This window comes from Pannonibacter anstelovis (assembly GCF_036881715.1).
GTDB classification, from domain to species: domain Bacteria; phylum Pseudomonadota; class Alphaproteobacteria; order Rhizobiales; family Stappiaceae; genus Pannonibacter; species Pannonibacter anstelovis.
In genome coordinates this window covers 435,944-457,191 of the sequence record NZ_JBAKBF010000001.1, presented here as the reverse complement: position 1 = coordinate 457,191, position 21,248 = coordinate 435,944, and the positions used below count along the sequence as shown (strand labels likewise).

Sequence of the window (21,248 nt, the reverse complement as noted above, 5' to 3'; positions counted from 1 at the left end):
GAGGGGCAAGAATGGACCGGTTGGCAGAGCTTGAGGTATTCACCCAGATCGCCGATGCAGGCAGCCTGACGCGGGCTGCCGATGCGCTCGGCCTGTCTGTCTCCGGGGTCAGCCGGCATCTGACCAGCCTGGAAAACCGGCTGGGCGTGAGGCTGGTGCAGCGGACGACGCGCCAGCTGTTCCTGACCGGGGAGGGGGAGCGGTTTGCAGCGAGCGCCCGGGAAATCCTTTCCAGCCTCAACGAGGCGGAGACCAGCGTCAGTGCGGTTTCAGCCGAACCGCGCGGCACGATCCGTGTCGGTGCCTCGCTTGCCTTTGCCAAATTGCATCTGATGCCGGTGATCCGCGAATTCCGCGCGCGCTATCCGTTGGTCAACATCGAGCTGCAGGCATCCAACCGCTATTACGACATGATCGAGAACGGCCTCGACCTTGCCATCCGCACCCGGCGGGGCGAGGCGGACAGCTCGATCACCATCCGCAAGCTTGCAGAGACCCAGCGCACGCTCGCCGCCTCGCCGGACTACATCGCCGCGCGGGGAGAGCCTGTCCATCCGCATGATCTGGCAGATCACGACCTTCTGCTTTACAGCCTTGCCGATGACTGGGAGAACCTGACCTTCACCCGCGGCAATGAAAGCATGCGGATCCCGGTCAGCGGCACCATGGTGTGCAATGACGGGCTGCTGCTGCGCCAGGCCGCAAGGGACGGGCTCGGCATTGTCGTGCAGCCGTCCTATGTGCTGCATGACGATCTTCAGTCCGGCCGTCTCGTCAAGGTTTTGGAAGGCTGGCATCTGCCGCGCCTCAGCATGAACCTTGCCTTCCCCTCCCGCGCACACATGCCCGCCCGCACCCGGCTCTTCATTGATGCGCTGGTCGAATATTTCCGGCGGAACAATTTCGAGGCGTTCTGGTAGGCAGATGCTGAACTGATCTATCCCTGTCCCTGGGTGCGGCTGCGCAGGCGTTCCATATTGGCCACAAGGTCCGAGAACCGGTCTCCCTGCACGGCGATATGGTCGCGCAGCAGGCGGCGGGCGCTATCCTCATTGCCGTCAAGGATTGCCGAGACGATGCCGGCATGTTCCTGCAGGGACACTTTCATCCGGTTGCGCACTCTGAGCTGCAGGCGGCGGTAAGGCCTGAGGCGCCGGTGCAGGGCTATGCACTGTTCCTTCAGGAAGGCGCTCTGGCTGGCGGCATAGATCGCGTGGTGGAACTGCTCGTTCTCGTAATAATAGGCGTCGGTGTCATCGCGCGCGGCCGCTGCCTCGCAGGCGCCATGCGCGGCTTCCAGCGCGGTTCTGTCATCAGTGGTGTGGCGGCGGGCGGCGAGCGCTCCGGCCATGCCTTCCAGCTCCGCCATCACGTCAAACATTTCCAGCACATATTGAGGTCCCGGATCGACGATCACGGCGCCGCGGCGGGGGCGTATTTCGACAAGGCCGATGGCACTCAACTGCATCAGGGCTTCGCGGATCGGGGTGCGCGATACGCCGTAGCGGGTAGCAAGCTGGGTCTCGTCCAGCCGCTGGCCAGGCTCAAACTCGCCCGTGACGATGCCGTTCTCGATTTCATCCCGAAGCTTCTGGAATGTGTTTTCTGACATCGCTCCACCCTTCGCGTACGTTGCTAATTTTCTTGTATACAAGATTGTTGACATAGCGTGCAAGGCAAACGCATCATTCGCTCTCGTCCGGCAGGGAGGCCGGACTTCTGGGAGGAAGAACGATGAAGAAACTCACTCGCATGTTGAAGACAGGCGTATTGCTTGCTGGCATGGCTGCGGCGGCAGGGTCCGCCAGCGCTCAGACTGTGCTCAAGGCCTCGCATCAGTTTCCCGGCGGCAAGGGCGATATCCGCGACGAGATGGTTCAGGTCATCGCGCGGGAAGTTGAAGCAGCGAATGTGGGGCTGACCGTGCAGGTCTATCCCGGATCGTCGTTGTTCAAGCCGAATGAGCAGTGGAACGCCCTGACGCGCGGCCTGCTGGAGATGACGTCCTTTCCGCTCGACTATGCCTCCGGCCGCCATCCGGAGTTTTCCGCGACGCTGATGCCGGGGCTTGTCGGCAACTTTGACCGCGCCAACCGGCTCAACCAGTCCGATTTCATGAAGGACATCAAGAAGATCATTGAAGACAATGGCGCCATCGTGATTGCCGATGCCTGGCTGTCCGGTGCCTTTGCGTCCAAAAAGGGCTGCATCACGTCCCCCGATACGATGAAGGGGCAGGTGATCCGCGCCGCGGGCCCGGCATTTGAGGAAATGCTGGCCGCCGCAGGTGCCTCGATTGCCTCCATGCCGTCGTCGGAAATCTACACCGGCATGCAGACCGGCGTGCTGGACGCGGCCAACACCTCGTCGGCCAGCTTCGTGTCCTACCGACTGTTCGAACAGGCCAAATGCCTGACTGCGCCGGGCGAGAACGCGCTGTGGTTCATGTATGAGCCGGTCCTCTTCTCCAAGCAGGTGTTCGACCGCCTGACGCCCGAGCAGCAGGCGGCAGTCCTTGCGGCCGGCAAGAAGGCTGAAGCCTATTTCGACACCGAGGTGCGCAAGGGCGATCAATTGATGATCGACACCTACAAGAAGGCTGGCGTGGAGGTCGTAGAAATGTCCAAGGCCGACTATGACGCCTGGCTCGCGGTGGCGAAGGAGTCTGCCTACAAGAACTTTGCAGCCAAGGTGCCGAACGGTGGCGCCCTGATCGAAAAGGCCCTCGCGGTCGAGTGATGCCGGCTTTCACCCGGCCCGGACCTGCCGGACGGACAGGTTCGGGCCGTAAGTGGACGGTCAAACTGAGAGGTTTGAAATGATCGGGGCCTATATCCGGGCAGTCGGGCATCTTTCGCGGGCTCTGGCCGTGACTGCCACGCTGCTCATCATCGCGGCGATGCTGGTCGTCTGCCAGATGATCCTGATGCGCTATGTCTTTACATATCCAACGATCTGGCAGACGGACTTTGTGGTTTTCTCCGCGACTGCGGCCATGTTCCTCGGCGCGCCTTACGTACTTATGAAGGGCGGGCACGTGGGTGTCGATGTGGTGGAGATGATGGTAGGTCCGCGCGCGCGCCATGGCCTGAAGATTCTTGGCAGCCTGCTGGGGCTTGCCTTCTGCATCATCATGCTCTGGGCAGTCTGGATCCAGTTTCATGAGGCCTGGGCCGGCAACTGGAAACATGCCAGCATGTGGGCGCCCCCCCTCTGGATCCCGCTGTCGGCTCTGCCGCTCAGCTTTGCAATGCTGTGCCTGCAATATGTTGCGCAGATCCTGCTGCTCCTGACCGGTTCCACTCCAACGGACACTGGCCATGCGGTGCTTGCCGGGGAGGGACGCTGATGAGCCCTATGCTGTCTGGTCTTCTCCTCATCGGTGCGCTTTTCGTGCTTCTGGGCACGGGCATGCCGATTGCCTTTGCCCTCGGCCTTGCTGCCGTCGCCGCCTTGTTCCTGCAGATCGGCCCCGGCATCGTCTATGTGCTCGGCGAGACCATGTTCGCCGGGATTGCCAACCTTGCCTATGTGTCGATCCCCATGTTCGTCCTGATGGGCGCGGCGGTGGCGTCCTCGCCTGCGGGCTCGGATCTCTACACGGCGCTGGACCGCTGGCTCAACCGGGTGCCGGGCGGGCTGGTGCTGTCCAACATCGGCGCTTGTGCCATCTTTTCCGGCATGACCGGCTCGTCGCCTGCCACCTGTGCGGCTATCGGCAAGATGGGCATTCCGGAAATGCAGAGCCGGGGTTACCCCAACTCCGTTGCCGCCGGCTCCATCGCAGCGGGCGGCACGCTCGGCATCCTGATCCCGCCCTCGGTGACGCTGATCGTCTATGGCATCGCTACAGAGACATCAATCGGCCGCCTGTTCATGGCCGGAGTGTTTCCGGGCATCATGCTGACGGTCATGTTCATGATCTGGGCGCTGATCGACTGCCGCCGCAAGGGCTATGACCTCAGCGGCCGGGGCATCACCTTTACCCTGAAGCAGAAGCTGGAGCAGCTGCCGCGCATCCTGCCGTTTCTGCTGATCATCGCGGGAACGCTCTACGTGCTCTACGGCGGTGTGGCAACGCCGTCCGAAGCGGCCGGGGCAGGGGCGTTTCTGACATTGGCTGTCGTGGTGATTGCCTACCGGCTGTTCCGCTTCAAGCCCGTGTCGCAGATCTTCGGATCGGCCATGCGCGAGAGCGTGATGATCATGATGATCATGGCAGCGGCGGAACTCTTCGCCTTTGCCCTGTCGTCGCTGTTCATCACGCAGACGGTGGCAATGGCGATTGCCGGGATGGATCTGAACCCCTGGGTTCTGATGCTGGTCATCAACGTCTTCCTGCTCGTCTGCGGCATGTTCCTGCCGCCGGTGGCGGTGATCGTGATGACGGCGCCGATGCTGTTCCCCATCGTCACCCAGGCTGGCTTTGATCCCTACTGGTTCGCAATCGTGCTGACGATCAACATGGAAGTGGGGCTGATCACGCCGCCCATCGGGCTCAATCTCTTCGTCATCAACGCCATTGCGCCGAAGATACCGACGAAGGATATCCTGTGGGGGGCGTTGCCCTATGTGCTGGTGATGTTCCTTGCGATCTTCATCCTGTGCCTCTTCCCGGGGATCGCAACCTGGTTGCCCAACCAAATGCTCGGAGCGGTCTGATGAACACCACATCCTTCTTCAGTGAAATGCTGCAGGCCATCACGGAACGGGGGCGCCGCCTCCTGTCCATCTCGCCCCAGACCGGAGATGACGACCCGCTCGTCATCCTCGAGCAGCGCTGCGACACGCTGCTGTCCAGTCAGGGCGAGGCCTCCGGCATGGCGCTGGCCAAGGATGTGCTGACCCGCTGGGATCAGCTGGACGAGGCTGGGAAGACCGGCTTCGCCCGGCTGCTGCTGGACCGCTTCGGCCCCAACACCGGACGGCTGGAAAAGGCCATCAAGGCCTATCAGGAAGATCCGTCGCCGGTGTCGCTGGCTGCCTTGCACATGGCCAGTGAGCCGCGTCGTCAGGAGCTGATCCGCCGGCTCAATCTGGCGCCCGATGCCATCGCCACGCTTGTGCGCATGCGTGAGGCGCTGCTGAAGATGAAAGCCGCTGACAAGGCGCTGGAGACGGTCGACCAGGACTTCGCCCATCTGTTTGCGTCGTGGTTCAACCGGGGCTTTCTCACCCTGCGCTCGATCAGCTGGTCGACGCCCGCAGACATTCTGGAAAAGATCATCCGGTATGAAGCGGTTCATCATATCGGCGGCTGGGAAGAGCTGCGCCTGCGGCTTGCTCCGGAAGACCGGCGCTGCTTCGCCTTCTTCCATCCCCGGCTTGCCGATGATCCGCTGATTTTCGTGGAAGTGGCGCTGACCACGGAAACGCCAGACACGATTGCCGAGGTGCTGCGGGAGGAGCGCGCGCCGATCCGCGCCAGCGAGGCAACGACGGCGGTGTTCTATTCCATCTCCAATTGTCAGGATGGCTTGCGTGGCATTTCCTTCGGCAATTTCCTGATCAAGCAGGTGGTGGAGGACCTGCGGCGCGAGCTGCCGAAGCTCGAAACCTTCGTCACCTTGTCGCCAGTGCCGGGCTTTGCCGCATGGCTGGCGCGCGAGCGGCGGGCGGAGGTCTCCGATGTACTGAACGCGCAGGACCGCGAGGTGCTGCAGGGGCTCGACACGGAGGGCTGGCACAGTGATGAGGAACTGGCTGGCCGTATCCGTCCGGTCCTCACCGCCGCCGCAGCCTGGTATTTCCTCAAGGCCCGCACGCCACAGGGCAAGGTGGTTGATCCGGTCGCCCGGTTTCACCTGGGCAATGGCGCGCGCCTGGAGCGGCTGAATTTCCTCGGCGATCTTTCGCCCCGTGCGCTCGAACAGTCACACGGGCTGATGGTCAACTATCTCTATAAGCTCGACGATATCGAAACCAATCACGAGGCCTTTGCCGTGCGCGGCGAAGTGGCGGCTTCTTCCCAGGTCCGCAAGCAATTGCCGGCGGACCGGCAGCCCCGCCAGCTCGTTCCCCTCGCCTCCAGTCCGTCCGAGGACGGCAAAAAGACAAAATCCACCAAGGAGTTCACCGCATGAGCAATCACCTTTTCGATGCAATCCGGGCAGCCGCCAATCCTGCTGCGCCCTTCATCGAAACCCTCGATGGCCGGTCCTGGACCTATCAGGACATGCTGGACCAGTCGGGGAAGCTTGCGGGCGTGCTGATCGAACTTGGCGTCGAGCCGGGCGACCGGGTGGCTGTGCAGGTGGAAAAGAGTGCCGAGGCGCTGATGCTCTATCTGGCCTGCGTGCGGGCAGGAGCTGTCTATCTGCCGCTGAACACGGCCTATACGCTGGCCGAGCTCGACTATTTCATCTCCGATGCCGAGCCGCGCCTTGTCGTCTGTGCGCCGAAGGCGCGAGGCGGGCTTGAGCCGGTGGCTGCGAAATATGGCGCCCGTGTCGAGACGCTGGATGATGCCGGTGGTGGCAGCCTGATGGACAAGACTGCCGGCAGGCCCGCAGACTTTGCCAATGTCCAGCGCGGCCCGGATGATCTGGCAGCCATTCTCTACACCTCCGGCACCACCGGCCGGTCGAAGGGGGCGATGCTCTCGCACGACAACCTTCTGTCCAACGCCGCGACCTTGCGCGAATACTGGCGTTTCACCAGCCAGGACCGGCTGATCCATGCGCTGCCAATCTTCCATACGCACGGCCTTTTCGTTGCCTCCAACGTGATCATGCTGTCGGGCGCTTCCATGTATTTCCTCAGCAAGTTCGATCCTGAGGAGGTGCTGCGGCTGATGCAGTCGGCCAGCGTGCTGATGGGCGTGCCGACATTCTATGTCCGGCTGCTGCAGAGCGAGGGCCTGACGAAGGAGGCAACGGCGCACATGCGTCTGTTCATCTCCGGCTCGGCGCCGCTGCTGGCCGATACGCACCGCCAGTTCGAGGAAGCAACCGGCCACCGTATCCTTGAGCGCTACGGCATGACCGAGACGAACATGAACACCTCGAACCCATATGAGGGCGAGCGCGTGGCTGGCACCGTCGGCTTCCCGCTGCCCGGCGTGTCGCTTCGCGTCACCGATCCGGAGACGGGCGTGCCAGTGGCTGATGGCGAGACGGGCATGATCGAGGTGAAGGGGCCGAACGTGTTCCAGGGCTACTGGCGTATGCCCGAGAAGACAAAGGCCGAGTTCCGCGAAGATGGCTTCTTCATCACCGGTGATCTCGGCAAGGTGGACGAGCGCGGCTATGTCCACATCGTCGGGCGCGGCAAGGATCTCGTGATTTCCGGTGGTTACAATATCTATCCCAAGGAAGTCGAAACCGAGATCGACCAGTTGGCCGGTGTCGTGGAGAGCGCCGTCATCGGCGTGGCGCATCCCGATTTCGGCGAGGGCGTCACCGCCATCGTCGTGCGACAGAAGGGGGCAAACCTTGCTGAAGCCGATGTACTGGCGAGCCTCAAGGACCGGCTGGCCCGCTACAAGCAGCCCAAACGGGTGATCTTTGTGGAGGAACTGCCGCGCAACACCATGGGCAAGGTTCAGAAGAACGTGCTGCGCGACACCTATGCCGGACTGTACCAGTCCTGACACACAGACATGAGATTGTCCCCGGCCTCAAGATGATTTGCCTGAGGCCGGGACCGGCGTGGTATTGCAGTCCGGTGTCAATGGATGGACGTAGATGGGCCGGACCAGTCATTCGCTTCTTGCTGCCGCCATGGCAGCTTGTTTCGCATTTCCTCTCGCAGCAGAACAGGCGCAGGCCCGTGTGACGGGCTTCACCATTGTCTCCCAGCGTCCGGTCTTTGAAGGCCGGACATTTGGCACCGTGGGCCCCTATGAGCGCATCGACGCCATCGCCGAATTCGCCGTCGATCCGGACGAACCGCGTCTTGATGCCATCGTTGGTGTCGATGATGCGCCGGTGAATGCGGAAGGCGATGTGGAGTTTTCTGCGAATGTCACCATTCTGAAACCAGTTGATCCGGCGCGTGCATCCGGGCTGCTGTTCTACGAGATCGCCAATCGTGGCCGCAGCATCAGCCCGATTCTCCTGAATCTTGCACCGGGCGCCTCCGTGCCGGACAAGGCGGCGGATGCTGGCGATGGCTTCCAGATGCTGCGCGGTGACACCATTGTCTGGTCAGGCTGGCAAAACGATGTCGCGCCCGGTCTGTTCCGCCTCAGTCTGCCGGTTCTGGAAGGCAAGACCGGGCTGGCACGCGACCAGTTCATCTTCGACCGCCTCGAAGACACGAACACGCTCAAGCTGAGCTATCCGCTGCAAAACCTTGATCCATCGAACGTTCGTGTCACTGTGCAGGCAGGGCCCGATGCACCGGCCGTGCCGCTGCCCTTCGTGATCGACAACGAGAGCCAGATCACCATCACCCGCAGCAAGGACCATGATGCAGGCGCCATCCATGAGGTGGTTTACACGGCGAAGAATCCGGTCCCTGCCGGGCTCGGTTTTGCCGCCGTCAGCGACCTCAATTCCTTCCTGCGCGGCCTGCCGGGGCATGAGGCGATGCCGCCTTTGACGAACATCCGCCATACGGTCGCCATGGGCATTTCCCAGTCCGGCCGGTTTCTGCGGGATTTCCTCTACCACGGCTTCAACGCCGATGGCCTCGGGAGAAAGGTATTCGACGGGGCGATGGTGCATGTGGCCGGATCACGCAAGCTCTTCCTGAACTATCCCTTCTCGCAGCCGGGCCGCTACTCCCGTCAGCATGAGGAGCATGATTATCCGGGCGACCAGTTCCCCTTCAGCTATGCGATGAGCACGGACCCGCTGACGAGCCGCTCCGATTCGGTTCTTGCGCGCTGCGAGGCCAGCAACACTTGCCCCAAGCTGATGCATTCCGACAGTTCCACGGAATTCTGGCAGGCGCGTTCGGCGCTGATTAGTCTTGGGCCGGATGGCTCGCCCCTGACCATGCCGGAGAATGTCCGGCTCTACGGCCTTGCCAGTGTGCCGCATCTCAACACCTGGACGGCCCGGCCAACGGAAAACGCAAGCTGCCTGTTTGCCTTCAATCCTTTGAGTCCTGCACCAGTGATGCGGGCGCTCTATGATGCCATGGCAAAGTGGGTCGAGGGCAGCGGGATGCCGCCGGAAAGCCGGTTCCCGGGCCTCGCGGACGGCACGCTTGTGCCCCATGACGGGTTCACCATGCCGCTGATTGCCGGTGTGCATCTGAAGCCGCCCTATAATGTGGTCCGGGTGGAAAACCACACGGCCGTTCCCCCGCTGCATGGGGCGGCCTATCCGGCCTTTGTTCCGGCGGTGGATCAGGATGGCCTGGAAACGGGTGGCATCCGCCTGCCGGCTGCCGCCGCACCGGCAGCCACCTATCTGGGCTGGAACCTGCGCCGCGAGGGTTATGCGGAAGGCGCACTTTGCGGTCTTGCAGGGGCCTACATTCCTTTTCCGCGCAACGCCCTCGCCGAAGACGGACGAAAGCCTTTCGCTCAACGCTACGAAAGCAGGCAGGCCTATCTGGCGGCCGTCGAAGGGGCCGCGAAGGACCTGATCAAGGCCGGTTACATGCTGGAGGCCGACATGCGGCTGGTGGTTGAAAGAGCTGCCGAAGACGCCGCCGCTCTGCCTTGAGCCGTCCCCGGCACTCTGCCGCCTATCCCATATGCCGTTCCAGCACCATGTGGGTGGTGAGGCCTGAAACGAGAGGAAGTGCGTCGATGGTGGCGCGGATGGCTTCGATCCCGGCCATATCCGGTGCCTGCGCAAAGATGATGAGATCTATGGGACCGGCAAGCGCGTGGATTTTGCGGATGCCGGGGATCTTTTCCAGATACGGCATCAGCTTGGCGCAGCTGCCGCCCGGCGCATGGGTGACGAGGAAATGGGCTGCTACCTTGCCCGTATTCTCAGCCGGTTCGACCGTTGTAAAGCCGGTTATGACGCCGCTGCGCAGCAGCCGGTTCAGCCGTTCCTGCGTGGCGCTGCGGGACAGGCCTATGTCTCGCGCCAGCGCGACGAGCGGGCGCCGGGCATCGCGGCGGAGTGTGGTCAGAAGCAGCTGATCCTTCTCATCCATGGCCTTCATGATCCTCCACGCCCAGACCGGCATAATGCCGGTCATATCCGGCGTCTTGCCGGGGTGCAACCGGCAGCGCTCCGCGCGATAGAAGCGGCAACACTTCTGAGGTTCCTGACGGAGATCCCCCGGCCATGCTGCCACTCACCGAAAAGACCGTGCTTCTGCCTGTCGATATGCAGGCCGCCTTCGATAGCGCGCCCTGGCCGCCGCGCTGGAATGTGAATGCCGGCAGCAACGGGCTGGCGTTACTGGACCTGTGGCGCAGGCTAGGCCTGCCCATCATCCACGTGCGGCATGATTCCGCCGAGCCGGGCTCGACGCTGCGCCCCGGCCTGCCCGGAAACCAGTTCCGGCCTGGCTTCGCGCCTAAGGACGGCGAGCAGCTTGTGGTGAAGAGCGTGAACTCGGCCTTCATCGGCACGGATCTGGATCTGCGCCTGCGCCGTCTTGGAGCTGAGGATGTGGTGGTCTTCGGCATTTCCACCGACATGTGCGTCTCAACAACGATCCGCACAGGTGCGAATTTCGGATGGCGCATGACGCTGGTCGAAGATGCCTGCGACTGTTTTGATCTGCCAGGAGGGGACGGGACGGTCATTCCCGCACGAACTGTTCATGACGTCCACAGAGCCACGCTCGGCTTCGAGTTCTGCAAGGTCGTGAAGACGGCGGAACTGGTTGGTTCGGCGAGCTGAAGCTGGGGCGCTTCGAATTGCGGATCAGGGGCTGAAAGCCCACCCATAGTCCCTGTCTGCAAGCGCATCACCGGTTCGCCAACGTGATCCGGTGATGCGCAGTCCTTCGGGCGGCGAGCCCCCTGGGGGCTTGCCGCCTTTGCGTTCACTTCACCTCGGTCACGAACTGATCACGCGGGCGGCGCACTTTCTTCAGGTTTGCCAGCCAGTCATTGGCCGCATCCCGGTAGCCCAGCGGCAGAATGGTGACAGACCGCAGGCCCTTGGCGCGCAGGCCAAGAATCTCATCAAGCTTGTCTGCGTCAAAGCCCTCCATCGGCGTGGAATCAACGCCTTCGAAGGCCGCTGCGGCCAGGGCGATGCCGAAGGCGATATAGGCCTGACGGGCAGCGTGCTGATAGTTGGTCTCGGCATCGCGCGGTACATAGGTGTTGAGCAGCATCTGCCGGTAGTTTTCCCAGCCTTCGTTTGTGAAGCCGCGCTCCTCGTTGACGAGGTCGAACATCATGTTGATGCGGTCTGCGGTGTAGTTGTCCCAGGCCGCAAACACGAGCAGGTGCGAGCCTTCGGTCACTTGAGCCTGATTCCAGGCGATCTCCTGGATCCGGGCGCGGACTTCCGGATTCGTCACGACGATGACCTCAAACGGCTGCAGGCCGCTGGAGGTGGGCGCAAGGCGGGCTGCTTCCAGAATGCGCTCAACCTTGTCTTCGGAAACCGTCTTCGACGGGTCCATCTTCTTGGTCGCATAGCGCCAGTTCAGCTTTTCAATCAGCATGGTATGGCCTTTCAGGCAGGAAATTCGCGGCCAGGGGAGGGGGAAGAAGCAGGCCGCGCAAGATAGCTGTCTGCGCCTAGATAAACCTTCCTGGCCCCGCTTCAAGACACCGGCCGGTCACTATCTATTCTGGTTCAGCGTTTGGTAAGCGGCTCTGGCGGGCCGGAGAATTCCAGCCCGAGTTCCGTGTCTGTGCGCCAGACTACGCGTGCGGGGCGCCTGATATGTTCGCTGTCGATGTAAAGCAGCAGCTCGTCCGGAATGAGGTGGGTGTTATCGACCTTCACCATCACGCCACCCTCTGACTGATTACGGATCGTGCAGTCGAAAACCCGGTCAAGATTGCCGAAGACCAATCTGGCCGATTTGAGCGCCCGCCGCCGCGGGCCGCTGCGCCTTTCCTCGTTCATAAAGGTACTCCCAGCCAATGCCGTTTGTTGGATGCTTGTATCTACTTGTTATATTTCAAGAATATTTCATTCGTTTCGCATTGGAAAGGACAGTCTGCGATTTTGATGAATGACGTAAGGTGAGATAAGAACTTGCGAATGTCTGATTGGTGCTCGTATGCGTGTTTCCCGGTAGGTTTTGCTCCCGCCATTTAAGCTGCCGGACGGGGTGTGATTCCAGATCCGGCGCACTTCAAAAAGCCGTCTTGGCCTGATCTCGCCTCACTTGCGCCATCAAACCATTGAAAAGAGCCGGAGACAGGCGTTTGCCACGGCGCCGGTGACACTGTAATGTGGCGCCGCCTTGCGCGGGGTGTAAGGCTTCACATACAAGTCCAGAAGTTTGCAGGAAGCTCGAACGCATGTCCGACATTTTCCGGGAAGTCGACGAAGATATCCGTCACGAAAAATTCCGTCGCCTTTGGGACCGTCTCGGCGTTTGGGTGATTATCCTGGCAGTCGCAATTGTGGCCGGAACGGCCGGATACCGCGGCTGGCTGTACTGGCAGGGTCAGCAGTCGATGAAGGCCGGTGATGCCTATATCGAGGCCGTGCGGCTGGCGCAGGACGGCAAGGCTGAGGAGGCGGAAGCCGCCTTTGCCGCCATGGGGTCTGCCACCGGCGGATATCCGGTGCTTGCGAAGTTCCGCCTTGCGGAAAGCCTTGCAGCCTCCGGCAAGGCGGAGGAGGCAGTCGCTGCCTACGACTCGCTGGCAGCCGATTCGTCCGTTGATCCCGTTCTGCAGGGGCTCGCCGCTGTGCGCTCAGGCTACATCGCCCTGGATACCGCTGATTTTGCCGCGTTGAAGGCGCGGCTGGAGCCTCTGACTGCCGAAAACAACTCCTGGCGCTTCGCGGCCCGTGAAATCCTTGCCTTTGCGGCCTGGAGCGCAGGCGACATGGCGGCTGCCACCGAATATGCCAGCCAGATTACGGACGATGCCGCTGCACCGCGCGAAATCGGGGCGCGTGTTTCCATTCTGACCAAAGTTATCCGCGGCACTCAGCCCAGCATTGCCGACAAGGGAGAGACGAACTGATGTTGCGTATGACAAAGCCCTCCCGGCAGCTTGCCAGCGCTTTCCTGGCCGCCACACTTCTCGCGGGCTGCTCTTCGGTGTCTGAATACACCGATGCCATCAATCCGTTTGCCACCAAGCAGAAGATTCTCCCTGGTGACCGTCAGCCGCTGTTCGAGGGCGCGGACCCGCTGGAACAGACCACAAACCGCTCCGCCAGCATTGGATCGGCTACAGGTGGTCAGGACTGGCCGCAGGCAGGCGGCAATGAAAGCAATGACCCGGGCAATGTTGCCGTGTCCATCAGCGGCCAGCAGGCCTGGCGCGCTTCGATCGGCAGTTCCGGAGGTGGTCTGACGTCTTCAGGCATGCGTACGGCAGCAAGGCCGGTGGCCTCTGGCGGGCGTCTGTTCGTCTACAAGCCCACAGGTGAGGTGATCGCCATGAGCACGGGCGGCGCCCGGGCCTGGACGAAGAGCCTTCGCCCCGAGGATGAAAGCGATGTGGCTGCAGGCGGCGGCGTCGCCGTCGCTGGCGGACGCGTTTTCGCCGCAACCGGCTACCGCAAGCTGGCCGCCCTTGATGCTGGCTCGGGTCAGGAACTGTGGTCGGTTGATCTCAGCGCTCCGGCACGCGGTGCGCCGGCTGCAGGTAGCGGCTATGTCTTTGTCGTGACCCAGACCAACGAGGTCTATGCAGTCAAGCAGGACGATGGCACTGTGGCCTGGACCTATTCGGGCGTGCAGGAAAATGCCGGATTGCTGACTGCTGCCTCTCCGGCTGTGTCCGGCGGAACTGTGGTGGTGCCGTTCTCCTCCGGCGAAATCATGGCCTTTGATATCAAGAAGGGTGAGCCGATCTGGGCCGAGGGCGTGTCGCGCGCCTTCCGCACGCTGGCGGTGTCCACGCTGACAGACGTTGCCGCGAGCCCGGTCGTCTCCGGCGGCACTGTCTATGCCACGGGCGTCGGCGGCAAGATCGTTGCAGCCTCTCTCAAGACGGGCGAGCGCCTGTGGGAGCAGAATGCCGGATCGGTGCACACGCCGGTCGTCTCCGGTAATGCCATTTTCATGGTAACGCTGGATGATAAGATGGTTGCTCTTGACCGCAAGACCGGTGACCCCTTATGGCGGGCAGATCTGCCGCAGCTAGATAACAAGAAGAAGCGGCGCAACTGGGCGGGCCCGGTGCTGGCCAACGGCACATTGGTGGCCTTCTCCAACGATGGCCGCATTGCCCTTGTGGACGCTGCCAGCGGCCAGATCCAGAGCGTGCGTGACATTTCGGCCAAGGTCTTCGTGACCCCGATTGTTGCCGGCGGCCGGATCGTGGTGCTGGAAGGTGACAGCGGCATCGCCGGATTCAACTGATAGATGGGCCGCAGGGATTGCGGCCTGAGGAGTAAGGGGCTTGGGCGCTACCGTAGCCATCATTGGCCGTCCGAATGTGGGCAAATCGACGCTGTTCAACCGGCTGGTCGGCAAGCGCCTGGCGCTTGTCGATGATACGCCGGGCGTCACCCGCGACCGGCGGCCGGGCGAGGCGCGCCTGGGCGACCTGCGCTTCACCATCATCGACACCGCAGGCCTCGAGGACGCGGACGCAACGAGCCTGGAAGGCCGTATGCGCGCCCAGACCGAGGAAGCCATCGCGGAAGCTGATGTCGTTCTGTTCGTCATCGATGCCCGGGCAGGCGTAACGCCGCTCGATGCGCATTTTGCCGCCGTTGCCCGCAAGAGCGAGACGCCGGTGATCCTGCTGGCCAACAAGGCAGAGGGCCGGGCAGGCGAGGGCGGTCTCTATGAGGCGTTCTCGCTGGGTCTTGGCGAGCCTGTGGCCATCTCTGCCGAGCATGGCGAAGGTCTTGCCGGTCTCTACGAGGCACTGCTTCCCTATGTGGAGCAGGTCGAGGAAGAAGAGCAAGCGGCCAAGGACGAGGCAGACTTTTCCGTCGAGCTGGACGAGGATGGCAATCCGCTTCTGCCGGAAGCTGCCCCTGCGGGCACCAGCGAGCGCCCGCTGCGGGTGGCCATCGTCGGGCGTCCGAATGCGGGCAAGTCGACGCTGATCAACCGGATGCTGGGCGAAGAGCGCATGCTGACCGGGCCGGAAGCCGGCATCACGCGCGATTCCATCTCCGTCGACTGGCTGTGGCGCGAACGCCATCTGAAGCTGTTCGACACCGCTGGTATCCGCCGCAAGGCGCGTGTGCAGGAGAAGCTGGAGAAGCTCTCCGTTGCCGATGCTCTGCGCGCCATCAAGTTTGCCGAAGTGGTTGTTGTGGCCCTGGACGCGACCAATTCCTTCGAGAAGCAGGATCTGCAGATCATCGATCTGGTGGCCCGTGAAGGCCGCGCGCTGGTGATTGCCGTCAACAAGTGGGACCTGATCGAGGACCGGGAAGCGGCCTGGGCTGCCATCAAGGACGCGCAGGACCGCTATCTCAACCAGATCCGCAACGTCCAGATCGTCACCATGTCTGGCCTGCAGGGGCAGGGCATCGACCGGCTGATGGAAGCTGTGTTCAACGCCTATGAGGTCTGGAACACCCGCGTCTCGACTTCGCGCCTCAACCGCTGGCTTTTGAAGATCCTCACTCACCATCCGCCCCCGGCCGTGCAGGGGCGCCGCGTCAAGCTGCGCTACATGACGCAGGCCAAGACCCGTCCGCCGCATTTTGTCGTGTTCTGCTCGCGCCCCGAAGAGCTGCCGGAAAGCTACACCCGGTATCTCGTAAACGGCCTGCGCCAGACATTCGACATGCCGGGGACGCCGATCCGTCTCAGCTACCGCAAGGGCGAAAATCCCTATGCGGGCAAGAAAAAGAAAACCCGCTAGGCCGTGGCAAGGGCCCTTGCGAGGCCGGGGCATCCGCTCCGGCCTTTTCTGTGAGCTTTCCTTTCCCGCCGGGGCGCCTCAGCCCCGCACACCATCTGCAACCGAATGACATGGGGACCGCGATGACAACGACGCAACGCATGGAGTTTGCCGTTGGCCTCGCCCGCCGCGCAGGCGCGCTTGGCCTTGACTATTTCCGCAAGCTGGAAACGCTGACCATCATCAACAAGGGCCATCAGGACCTCGTGACGGAAGCCGACCGCAATGTGGAGACGCTGGTGCGCGACGAGATCGCGGCCGTCTTTCCGGACGATGGTATTGTCGGTGAGGAGCATGGCCGTGTGGAAGGCTCGTCCGGCTACACCTGGGTGATTGATCCGATCGATGGCACGGCGAATTTCGTCGCCGGCATCCCGCAGTGGTGTGTCATCATTGCCTGCGTTCACAACGGTGAGACCGTTATCGGCGTCATTCATGATCCGGTATCGGGCGATATGTTTGCCGCTGAGCGCGGCAAGGGGCTGACGGTCAATGGCCGGCCGGCCCGGGTGTCTGCCAGCACCAGCCTCAAGACCGGCTCGGCCGGTGTCGGTTTCAGCGGCCGCAACAAGGTCTGCGGCGCGGTGCAGCTGATCGATGCGCTGGTTGACCGGGGCGGCGTCTTTTTCCGCAATGCTTCCGGCGGGCTGATGCTGGCCTATGTGGCCGCTGGCCGCCTCATTGCCTATGGCGAGTCCAAGATGAACGTCTGGGACTGCCTCGCCGGTCTCCTGATGATCGAGGAAGGCGGCGGCAAGGTCACCGGCTTTGATGTGGATGCGTCCATCAGCACAGGCGTGCGCGTCATCACCGCTTGCCCGGGTGTCTACGACGAATGGTCTGGCATGTGTGAAGCGGTCTTCCCGCCGCTGGCAGCCCACTGAGAAGCCTGAATGCAAAAAGGCCGGAGCGATGCTCCGGCCTTTTCACTTTATTCCAATCTCTTACGACGCGACCTGTACAAAGTCCTTGAAGCTGCGCGAGGGATGGTCGTAGAGGCGGCCGCCGTCCGTGAAGCTGGGCAGCGTCATTGGGATGATCGCCTTGGCCACGTCTTCGGGATGCGGCAGGGTCGCGGGATCTTCGCCGGGCATGGCCTGCGCGCGCATGGACGTGCGCACAGGGCCCGGATTGACGAGGCTGATCTGCAGCGGCGTCTGGCGCGTCTCGGCGATGTAGGTGCGCACCAGAGCTTCCAGCGCGGCCTTGGAGACCGAGTAGGGGCCCCAATAAGCCTTGCACTTGTGGGCAGCGCCTGAGGACAGGAACACGGCGCGTCCGGCATCGGACTGGCGCAGCAGCGGGTCCAGCGAGCGGATCAGGCGCCAGTTGGCGGTGACATTTGCCGCCATCACCTTGTCCCAGGTCTTGATGTCCACATGGCCGAGCGGCGACAGGGTGCCAAGCACGCCCGCATTGCCCACCAGAATGTCCAGCTTCTTCCACCGCTCGAAAATGGCGGCGCCCAGACGGTCCAGCGCGTCATAGTCGGTGACGTCGAGGGGCACGAGGGTCGTCTGGCCGCCTGCGGCCTTGATCTCGTCGTCCAGCTCTTCGAGGCCGCCCACGGTGCGGGCAACGGCGACGACATGGGCACCAAGGCGTCCCAGCTCACGTGCGATGAAATAGCCGATGCCGCGCGAGGCGCCGGTGACGACCGCAATGCGGCCGTCGAGGATCTTGTCAGTCATTGTGCCTTATCCAACTTCCACCAGACGCGGCGGCTTACGGAATTCCACGTCATCCGACAGGTCCGTCAGCGGCGTCGGATAGTCGCCAGTGAAGCAGTGGTCGGTGAACTGCGGGTTCTCGTTGTCACGGCCCTCAAGCCCCATGGCCTTGTAGATGCCTTCAATCGAGAGGAAGGCGAGGCTGTCGGCGCCGATAAAGGCGCGCATCTCTTCCAGGTTGTAGCGGGCGGCCAGCAGCTTTTCGCGCACCGGCGTGTCGATGCCGTAATAGTCGGAGTAGCGGATCGGCGGGCTGGCTAGGCGGAAATGCACTTCGCGCGCACCTGCATCGCGGATCATCTGCACGATCTTCAGCGAGGTGGTGCCGCGCACGAGGCTGTCATCGATAAGGATGACACGCTTGCCCTCGATCTGCGCCCGGTTGGCCGAATGCTTCAGCTTGACGCCGAGGGTGCGGATCGACTGGGTAGGTTCGATGAAGGTGCGGCCCACATAGTGGTTGCGGATGATGCCCAGCTCGAAGGGAACGCCCGATTCCTGGCTGTAGCCGATGGCGGCGGGAACGCCGCTGTCCGGCACCGGAACCACCACATCGGCATCCACATGGCTCTCGCGGGCCAGCTGCGCGCCCATCTGGCGGCGCACGTCATAGACCGAGCGGCCGCCGACAACGGAGTCGGGCCGGGCAAAATAGACGTACTCGAAGATGCAGGGGCGGGCCGGGCGGCGGCCGAAGGGGAAATAGCTTTCGATGCCGCCGGAGGTGCAGACGATCACCTCGCCGTTCTCGATCTCGCGGATGAACTTGGCGCCGATGATGTCGAGCGCGCAGGTCTCTGAGGCGAGGATCGGGGCACCGTTGAGGTCACCCAGCACCAGCGGGCGGATGCCCAGCGGGTCGCGGGCGCCGATCAGCTTCTTGCGGGTGAGGGCGACCAGCGAATAGGCGCCTTCCATCTGCTTGATCGCCTCGATGAAGCGGTCTACGATCTTCGGCTGGCGGCTGCGGGCGACGAGCTGCAGCACCACTTCGGAATCCGACGTGGACTGGCAGATGGCCCCGTCGCGGATCAGCTGGCGGCGCAGCGTCAGGCCATTGGTGAAGTTACCGTTGTGGCAGATGGCAAAGCCGCCGCCGTCCAGCTCGGCAAACAGCGGCTGCACGTTGCGCAGCGCCGGTTCGCCGGTGGTGGAGTAGCGCACGTGGCCAACGGCGGCAGAGCCTGCGAGGCGCTTGATCGTCTCGGCGCTGGAGAAGTGATCGCCGACGAGGCCGAGGTGGCGCTCGGAACGGAACTGTTCGTTATCGTCATAGGTGACGATGCCGGCTGCTTCCTGTCCGCGATGCTGCAGGGCATGCAGGCCAAGGGCGGTCAGCGCGGCCGCATCCTCATGCCCCAAAACGCCGAACACGCCGCATTCTTCACGCAGCGTGTCCCCGTAGATGTCGTCCGTATCATCGGAACGGAACTGTTTCCCTGCGCCCTGGAAGTCGGTCAGACCGGACATGGCGAAGCTCCTTGAGAGGTTGTGCGGCCAGCGTGCTGGCAAAAAGATCAGTTTCCGGTGCCGCTGGTCGTCAGCTGGTCGATGCCCTGACGTTCTGCGGCGCTATAGCCGGTGTTTTCGTTCGAGCCCTGTGTCCCGGCCTGTGCTGGGGGCTCATCGGCATTGCTGCGGCTGGAGCGCTTGAGCTCCTGAAGCTTCTTTTCCGGGTCCTCCGGCAGCGCTGCCTGCAGCTGAAGGCCGATGGATGTCAGCAGGTCACGGGACTTGGCCTGAACCACCCACTGGGGCTGGCGCTCCGCCGGCACAAACCAATTGAAGAAGGCAAGGCCAACGACAACAAGCAGCATACCGCGTGCAGCGCCGAAAACGAAGCCGAGCGTGCGGTCCAGCGCGCCGATGCGGCTGTCCAGCACGAAGTCGGAAATGCGCATGGTGATGTAGCTGACGATGATCAGCGTCAGCAGGAACACACCCGCAATGGAAGCGCCGAGGGCGACATATTCATTGCTGATATACTGCTTGGCATATGGAAGCACGGATTCAAAAAGCAAGTAGGCTGCCGCTGCAGCCGCCACCCATGAGCCGATGGAGAGAACTTCACGGACAAAGCCGCGCACCATCGCCAGAACGGCGGAAATCAGCATGATGACGAGTAGAATTCCGTCGAGGAGCGTGATTGGCATCGTCCGGTTTTACCCTTGTAGCCCGCAGTCCCGGCTGCCGTTTGCGGCGCCATGCTGCTGTCAGTCGTTCCGCACATCCCGGGCCCCGCCGCCGGCCCGCCCGCTGCCCTTGGCAGCAATCTTGGCGATGAAGGCGCTCAGGTCCTGTATTCCTTCCGCGCTCAGTTCCGGTCCGGCCCCATCCTTGATGTTTCCAGCCGGGCAGATGGCGCGGTCAAAGCCGAGTTTCTGCGCTTCCTTAAGCCTTGCCTGTCCCTGGGCCACCGGTCTGACGGCGCCCGAGAGGCTGACCTCGCCGAAATAGACGCAATTCACCGGCAGGGCAAGCCCGCTGAGTGAAGAGACCAGTGCAGCAGCTACCGCAAGGTCTGCACCCGGCTCATTGATCCTGAGGCCGCCGGCCACATTCAGATAGACATCGTGCTGCGAAAAGCGTACCCCGCAGCGCGCTTCCAGCACCGCCAGGATCATCGACAGGCGGGCGCTGTCCCAGCCGATCACGGCACGGCGGGGCGTGCCAAGCGGCGAGGGGGCGACGAGCGCCTGAATTTCAATGAGCAGCGGGCGGGAGCCCTCCAGCCCGGCAAAGACCACTGACCCCGGTGCATTGGACGAGCGTTCTCCAAGGAAAAGCGCTGACGGATTGGCCACTTCCTGCAGGCCCGCGCCTGTCATCTCGAACACGCCGATTTCGTCCGTAGCGCCAAAGCGGTTCTTTACCGAGCGCAGGATGCGGTACTGATGCGCGCCGTCACCTTCGAAATAGAGCACTGCGTCGACCATGTGCTCCACCACACGCGGGCCTGCGATCTGGCCATCCTTGGTGACATGGCCGACAAGCACCATGGCGGTGCCGGATTTCTTGGCATAGCGGACCATGGCCTGCGCCGAGGCGCGCACCTGGGTGACCGTGCCGGGAGGCGAATCCGCCAGCTCCGTCCACAGCGTCTGGACGGAATCGAGGATGAGCAGGGCAGGGGGAGGGCCAGCTTCCAGCGTTGCGAGAATGTCCTCGACACTGGTTTCCGAGGCAAGCGCCACGGGCGCATTGGCAAGGCCGAGGCGTTCGGCACGCAACCGCACCTGATCAATCGCCTCTTCGCCTGAAATATAGACCGAGCGCAGGCCCTTGTTGGCGAGCGCTGCCGAAGCCTGAATGAGCAGTGTGGATTTGCCGATGCCCGGATCACCGCCAACGAGCAGGGCGGAGCCCTTGACGAAGCCGCCGCCGGTGACCCGGTCCAGTTCCTTGATGCCGCTCTGGAAGCGCGGGGCTTCCTTGGCCTCGCCCGAAAGACCGACCAGCGGCACGACGCGGCCACGGGTGATCTTGCCCTTGGACGGGCCGCCGCCGACGCCGCTGCCTTCGGCCTCCTCGACGATGGTGTTCCACTCGCCGCAGGATTCGCAGCGGCCGGTCCATTTGCCTGTGATCGCGCCACAGGCCTGGCACACAAAGGATGAGCTGCGGCGGGCCAT

20 protein-coding genes are annotated in these 21,248 nt (G+C 62.8%); 12 read left to right on the top strand and 8 right to left on the bottom strand.

Going from position 1 to position 21,248, the window contains the following annotated elements:
- The first annotated feature begins 11 nt into the window (after positions 1-11).
- Positions 12-920 (top strand): LysR family transcriptional regulator, encoded by a 909-nt coding sequence (locus V6L75_RS02050; RefSeq protein WP_334249860.1) that lies wholly within the window; start codon positions 12-14, stop codon positions 918-920.
- 17 nt (positions 921-937) lie between these two features.
- On the opposite strand, the gene V6L75_RS02045 is transcribed toward V6L75_RS02050, so the two are convergent.
- Positions 938-1,612 carry a GntR family transcriptional regulator gene (locus V6L75_RS02045; RefSeq protein ID WP_334249859.1) on the bottom strand — a complete coding sequence of 225 codons (675 nt, stop codon included), beginning with the start codon at positions 1,610-1,612 and terminating at the stop codon, positions 938-940.
- Positions 1,613-1,752: 140 nt separating this feature from the next.
- On the opposite strand from V6L75_RS02045, the gene V6L75_RS02040 reads away from it, so the two are divergent.
- The 6 genes from V6L75_RS02040 (at position 1,753) to V6L75_RS02015 (ending at position 9,620) form a co-directional block, all read left to right on the top strand.
- A complete protein-coding gene (locus V6L75_RS02040; RefSeq protein ID WP_334250010.1) occupies positions 1,753-2,739 on the top strand; it encodes a TRAP transporter substrate-binding protein in 987 nt (328 codons plus the stop codon).
- Between the two features lie 79 nt (positions 2,740-2,818).
- Positions 2,819-3,349, top strand: a complete 531-nt coding sequence (locus tag V6L75_RS02035) for a TRAP transporter small permease subunit (RefSeq protein ID WP_334249858.1) — start codon at positions 2,819-2,821, stop codon at positions 3,347-3,349.
- Entirely contained in the window at positions 3,349-4,662 is a 1,314-nt protein-coding gene (locus V6L75_RS02030; RefSeq protein WP_334249857.1) for a TRAP transporter large permease, read from the top strand. The genes V6L75_RS02035 and V6L75_RS02030 overlap by 1 nt, the downstream gene beginning before the upstream one ends.
- Positions 4,662-6,083: a malonyl-CoA decarboxylase gene (locus V6L75_RS02025; RefSeq protein ID WP_334249856.1), complete on the top strand. Its 1,422-nt coding sequence runs from the start codon at positions 4,662-4,664 to the stop codon at positions 6,081-6,083. The genes V6L75_RS02030 and V6L75_RS02025 overlap by 1 nt, the downstream gene beginning before the upstream one ends.
- The gene (locus V6L75_RS02020; RefSeq protein ID WP_334249855.1) at positions 6,080-7,591 is read left to right on the top strand and encodes a malonate--CoA ligase; all 1,512 of its coding nucleotides are present in this window, start codon (positions 6,080-6,082) and stop codon (positions 7,589-7,591) included. The genes V6L75_RS02025 and V6L75_RS02020 overlap by 4 nt, the downstream gene beginning before the upstream one ends.
- A gap of 94 nt (positions 7,592-7,685) precedes the next feature.
- Positions 7,686-9,620, top strand: a complete 1,935-nt coding sequence (locus V6L75_RS02015) for an alpha/beta hydrolase domain-containing protein (protein WP_334249854.1) — start codon at positions 7,686-7,688, stop codon at positions 9,618-9,620.
- 22 nt (positions 9,621-9,642) lie between these two features.
- On the opposite strand, the gene V6L75_RS02010 is transcribed toward V6L75_RS02015, so the two are convergent.
- Positions 9,643-10,110, bottom strand: a complete 468-nt coding sequence (locus V6L75_RS02010) for an Lrp/AsnC family transcriptional regulator (RefSeq protein WP_334249853.1) — start codon at positions 10,108-10,110, stop codon at positions 9,643-9,645.
- An 89-nt stretch (positions 10,111-10,199) separates the two neighbouring features.
- Here V6L75_RS02010 and V6L75_RS02005 point away from each other — a divergent pair, with 89 nt between their 5' ends.
- Positions 10,200-10,763: a cysteine hydrolase family protein gene (locus tag V6L75_RS02005; RefSeq protein ID WP_334249852.1), complete on the top strand. Its 564-nt coding sequence runs from the start codon at positions 10,200-10,202 to the stop codon at positions 10,761-10,763.
- Positions 10,764-10,908: 145 nt separating this feature from the next.
- On the opposite strand, the gene V6L75_RS02000 is transcribed toward V6L75_RS02005, so the two are convergent.
- Together V6L75_RS02000 and V6L75_RS01995 are read right to left on the bottom strand one after the other, a co-directional pair.
- Positions 10,909-11,541 carry an NAD(P)H-dependent oxidoreductase gene (locus V6L75_RS02000; RefSeq protein ID WP_334249851.1) on the bottom strand — a complete coding sequence of 211 codons (633 nt, stop codon included), beginning with the start codon at positions 11,539-11,541 and terminating at the stop codon, positions 10,909-10,911.
- A gap of 134 nt (positions 11,542-11,675) precedes the next feature.
- Positions 11,676-11,951: a PilZ domain-containing protein gene (locus V6L75_RS01995; RefSeq protein ID WP_334249850.1), complete on the bottom strand. Its 276-nt coding sequence runs from the start codon at positions 11,949-11,951 to the stop codon at positions 11,676-11,678.
- Between the two features lie 401 nt (positions 11,952-12,352).
- Here V6L75_RS01995 and V6L75_RS01990 point away from each other — a divergent pair, with 401 nt between their 5' ends.
- From V6L75_RS01990 to V6L75_RS01975, 4 genes are all read left to right on the top strand, one after another.
- Positions 12,353-13,030, top strand: a complete 678-nt coding sequence (locus V6L75_RS01990; protein ID WP_334249849.1) for a tetratricopeptide repeat protein — start codon at positions 12,353-12,355, stop codon at positions 13,028-13,030.
- On the top strand, positions 13,030-14,379 hold the full coding sequence (locus tag V6L75_RS01985; protein WP_334249848.1) for an outer membrane protein assembly factor BamB family protein: 1,350 nt from the start codon (positions 13,030-13,032) through the stop codon (positions 14,377-14,379). The genes V6L75_RS01990 and V6L75_RS01985 overlap by 1 nt, the downstream gene beginning before the upstream one ends.
- 40 nt (positions 14,380-14,419) lie before the next feature.
- Complete coding sequence (gene der / locus V6L75_RS01980; protein ID WP_123194391.1) at positions 14,420-15,847, top strand: ribosome biogenesis GTPase Der; 1,428 nt, start codon at positions 14,420-14,422, stop codon at positions 15,845-15,847.
- Positions 15,848-15,969: 122 nt separating this feature from the next.
- On the top strand, positions 15,970-16,770 hold the full coding sequence (locus tag V6L75_RS01975; protein WP_334249847.1) for an inositol monophosphatase family protein: 801 nt from the start codon (positions 15,970-15,972) through the stop codon (positions 16,768-16,770).
- Positions 16,771-16,830: 60 nt separating this feature from the next.
- Here V6L75_RS01975 and V6L75_RS01970 read toward each other — a convergent pair whose 3' ends face one another.
- Genes V6L75_RS01970 through radA form a run of 4 tightly spaced genes read right to left on the bottom strand, consistent with a single transcriptional unit; the run spans position 16,831 to position 21,248 of the window.
- Positions 16,831-17,577, bottom strand: a complete 747-nt coding sequence (locus V6L75_RS01970; protein WP_334249846.1) for an SDR family NAD(P)-dependent oxidoreductase — start codon at positions 17,575-17,577, stop codon at positions 16,831-16,833.
- A 6-nt stretch (positions 17,578-17,583) separates the two neighbouring features.
- Positions 17,584-19,086: an amidophosphoribosyltransferase gene (purF, locus tag V6L75_RS01965; protein WP_019966107.1), complete on the bottom strand. Its 1,503-nt coding sequence runs from the start codon at positions 19,084-19,086 to the stop codon at positions 17,584-17,586.
- Between the two features lie 47 nt (positions 19,087-19,133).
- Complete coding sequence (locus V6L75_RS01960) at positions 19,134-19,769, bottom strand: CvpA family protein (protein WP_334249845.1); 636 nt, start codon at positions 19,767-19,769, stop codon at positions 19,134-19,136.
- A gap of 60 nt (positions 19,770-19,829) precedes the next feature.
- Positions 19,830-21,248 (bottom strand): DNA repair protein RadA, encoded by a 1,419-nt coding sequence (gene radA / locus V6L75_RS01955; RefSeq protein ID WP_334249844.1) that lies wholly within the window; start codon positions 21,246-21,248, stop codon positions 19,830-19,832.